The sequence below is a fragment of the Nostoc flagelliforme FACHB-838 genome (assembly GCF_014698065.1).
GTDB classification, from domain to species: domain Bacteria; phylum Cyanobacteriota; class Cyanobacteriia; order Cyanobacteriales; family Nostocaceae; genus Nostoc; species Nostoc flagelliforme_B.
The window spans coordinates 1-3,113 of record NZ_JACJSI010000560.1 but is presented as its reverse complement, the minus strand read 5'-3'; the positions used below and the strand labels follow the sequence as shown (position 1 = coordinate 3,113).

Annotated in this window: 3 protein-coding genes; 1 reads left to right on the top strand and 2 read right to left on the bottom strand. The window is 40.2% G+C overall.

All coding sequences use genetic code 11. The features are described 5' to 3' along the window. Positions 1–728 precede the first annotated feature (728 nt). Entirely contained in the window at positions 729–1,460 is a 732-nt protein-coding gene (locus tag H6G97_RS51750) for a hypothetical protein (RefSeq protein ID WP_199350164.1), read from the top strand. Between the two features lie 174 nt (positions 1,461–1,634). On the opposite strand, the gene H6G97_RS54400 is transcribed toward H6G97_RS51750, so the two are convergent. Beyond that, positions 1,635–2,018, bottom strand: coding sequence for a hypothetical protein (locus H6G97_RS54400; RefSeq protein ID WP_242056151.1), 384 nt, complete (start codon positions 2,016–2,018; stop codon positions 1,635–1,637). A 270-nt stretch (positions 2,019–2,288) separates the two neighbouring features. Continuing rightward, entirely contained in the window at positions 2,289–2,999 is a 711-nt protein-coding gene (locus H6G97_RS48725) for a hypothetical protein (RefSeq protein ID WP_190947467.1), read from the bottom strand. Positions 3,000–3,113: the final 114 nt, after the last annotated feature.

Sequence of the window (3,113 nt, the reverse complement as noted above, 5' to 3'; positions counted from 1 at the left end):
CTGGAAGCATCGAACCTACTAGGTTCTCTAAATGCTTGATGCCATTAATATAGGTAAGTGCGCTGGTAATAAGGCACTTTACCCTATTATTACTCGTGTTTTCAAACGGTGTTAATAGAGTGGAGAATTTACTATACCCCTGTGAGGACTTTCATCTGAGATTTGTATCTTTCCCATAATACAAAATATTACTTGTAGTGTCAATATGCTAGTAGTTGAAATAGTAATTGCTACCGATTCCAATCAACCAACGCGCCATCCACAATCGCAATCCCCCGCTGCGGAAACTTCGCCAAAAGCTTTTTGATCAGGATCTGTAAGGCAGGGTCCAATACTTGTCGGTTAAGGGGAAAAGGGGAAGGGGAAAGGGGAAAGAAAAAACCTTTAACCTTTGCCCCTTAACCTTTTCCCCAAGCCCAATTCTGAGTTAAAAATGCTTAACCGAGCAGTATTGAGGCAGGGTTATCACGACAGCATTACTGCAAAAAATCAAACCCCAGATTCTTCCCCGAATTAGCCATGCCTGCGGTGGGCTACACTTACGCAACTCGTTATGATAAATGGACAACCAACTTTCAAGGTGCAATTTACCTAGCTGGTTCTGTTATTTGACTCAATTGACGACGTACCTTAGCCTGAAGCCTTGCTAACAAATGCCCGATAAGAAACTTTTTTGCGTGAGTCTAGTCTTAAAGAAAGGTGAATTTATTTTATACAACAAACTATAAATGCTACACAAAATTTTATCTGTATTAGTTTTAAGCTGCGTTGTTGGAAGCTCTATTAGTTTACCTGTTGATGCGGGATATGTCCGTGGATATTACCGCAAAAATGGCACATACGTTAGACCACACTATAGAAGTAATCCTGGTTCTAGAGGTATTAACTACACCCCGTCAGTTACTCCTTTACCGCCTACCCCACCAATTCAATATCAGATTCCTAATTACAATCCTAATTATAACCCTATAGCAATTCCACTATTGCCGGTGACTCCAATCACCAGTGGGCCAGTACCAGTATCTGAAACACCGTTAAAAGTGGAACTGAATTTTTTTCCTCTTGATCCTAAAGCTATAGGTAGTTGCGAAGATGTAGTAGTTAATTCGATTAAAGACTTACAAGATAGTCGGAATTTGCAGATTAGCATTGAGCTAAAAAGTGCCAAAGATACTTATGGAACAACCCCAAAAAATAGACCATTTTATTACTTTGTGTCTATGTCTGGGAATGCTGTAAATTCAATTTTTAACTCACCCCAATTATTAACAACAGTATCTCGTAGAATAATAAATAAATGCCCGTCTATTAGCGCGGTCGCGTTTGGTAGAAGTAATAGTGGTGAAGTTTATACTATTGGAATTTTTCCAAACCAAGAAGTTGATTTTTTTCAATGCGTTGAGCATAGTCCCTCAAATTTTAATAATCTTCGGTGGGGACAAGAATATTGTGATAGCTAAACGTTCGGCTTTAGACCGAAAAACGTTCAATATTTTGCAAAACTCTTGACAGGCAGAATATAGACCATGCAAGCATCAGATGGGAGCGATTGCTAGTAATCTAATACATAACCTGGGGTCTACATGCGATCGCACCCCTTCGGCTGCGTCAAGAACCACCTGCCGCAAGCATCGCTACTCATTCCACTTCACCAACACCCCATCAACAATCGCAATCCCCCACTGCGGAAACTTCGCCAGTAATTTCTTGATCACAATTTGCAAAGCCGGATCATCCCAACACTCTTGCAAAAACTCAAAACCTGGATTCTGCCCTGAATTCACCGCTCGATTCAGTTTTTCCCTTCTTATGGGTCGCATATTTGACCGCGCAACAATCGCCTCATGCGACCACTTTGCAGTTTGTGACACGGGCGCGGCGGAACTTTCGCACTCATGATCTGCTTTGGCTTTGACTTCTACACCCGAAACTTGGTTTTTATCCTCGTTAGCACAGTGTTTCGTAGAGAACCGGGTTGACTTTGTTGAGCTTGTCTTTTCTGTCGTTCTGCCTGCCAATGTTAGAGTCACCTAAGCAAAGGTGGTGGGAATGGCGCAGTTTCTCAGTGGGGGTATGATGTACGCAATCGCCTCGTTCCTGATGTGTTTTACGACAATGGACAAGAATTTATTAAATTCACCAATGTTAAAAAAATGCTGGTAGAGACGGCTTGGCGTTGAGAGTGGGAACGAGTGTTGGAATACGCTAGTCGTTGAAATGGTAATTGCTAGTCGTTCAGAACGCACATCTTACCTTATAGGGATCGCCAAACCCGACCATTTTAGTGATTATTTTTCAACCCAAGGAACAGTTTCAATGTTTTGATCCTTAAATTCCTTACGAGCTACTCGGCTTAAATATTTACCTTTATAGCCAAAAATCCTTAATAGAATAAGTTCTAGATACCATAAACCAAGGTTAACAATGTCCATCTTTTCATAAAAGGAACGGTTGAGTAATCTTTTACGTTTTTTTGGATTTGCATGAATTAATGCATTACGTGTTTCTGTTAATGCTTTTGCTCCGTTGCTCCAATGTAAATCTTTTGCAGCTTGAAGCAAATGTGTTAGAGTACCAGGAACATTTAAAGAAATCTCACACTCTGAAAGAAGACATTCTAGTTTCTTAGCGGCATGATACTTTGTAGTATTATCAAAATCTCGTTGAGTAATAATCTTTTTGTCTTCTACAAGGAGAGTTCCAGCGAGAAGTTCAAATGCCGCTTGCATTAAAATAATAGAACCTTGCACTGCTCCAGCTTGTGCATTACTCGCTAAATACCAGTGAACTGCTAACCTTATTGAATCATTCCAAGTAGTACTTCGCCATTTAATAAGGAAACCTGAAAAAAACTCATTGACACTCTGCAAATCTATTAAATCTGTAAACCACGAGTCAAATCTCTGCCAAGGCGATGTTATTTGATCGTCACGCCACTGCTCCCAAATCTTTTCTCCATTACTACTATAGCCAACTAAAAGGATAAGAGAAATTCTCAATGTATCCGCTCGGTAAATCGGGGTAGAAAGAAAAAATCAGAATGTAGATTGGTAGACACGGCGTTATAAAATATGATATATGACGCAAAAATCATCTGCTGGGAACTTAGTATC